Source organism: Paenibacillus sp. EKM301P (assembly GCF_011800295.1).
In the GTDB taxonomy this organism is placed as follows: Bacteria; Bacillota; Bacilli; order Paenibacillales; family Paenibacillaceae; genus Paenibacillus; species Paenibacillus polymyxa.
In genome coordinates, this window is record NZ_JAALFM010000151.1 from 1 (window position 1) to 242 (window position 242).

Annotated in this window: 1 protein-coding gene; it reads left to right on the plus strand. The window is 52.5% G+C overall.

The window, feature by feature from the left end; translation table 11 throughout:
* Positions 1–242 (plus strand): AMP-binding protein (locus HFD99_RS25300; protein ID WP_167441107.1); only part of this gene is annotated, 242 nt, incomplete at both ends.

Consider the following 242-nt stretch of genomic DNA (forward strand, 5'->3'; position numbering starts at 1 on the left):
GAACTACTCACAGCAGCGGAAAAACAGCAAATTACAGCGGCCTTTAATGATACCGCTTGTGCATTTCCGTCTCATCAGACGATCCATCAGCTGTTCGAGGAGCAGGTGGAGTGTACGCCGGATCAGGTGGCATTGGTATTTGGACATCAGCGTCTGACGTATCGGGAGCTGAATGAACGGGCGAATTCGCTGGCACGAGTGCTTCAAGCACAGGGAGTAGGACCTGACAAACTGGTCGGTCT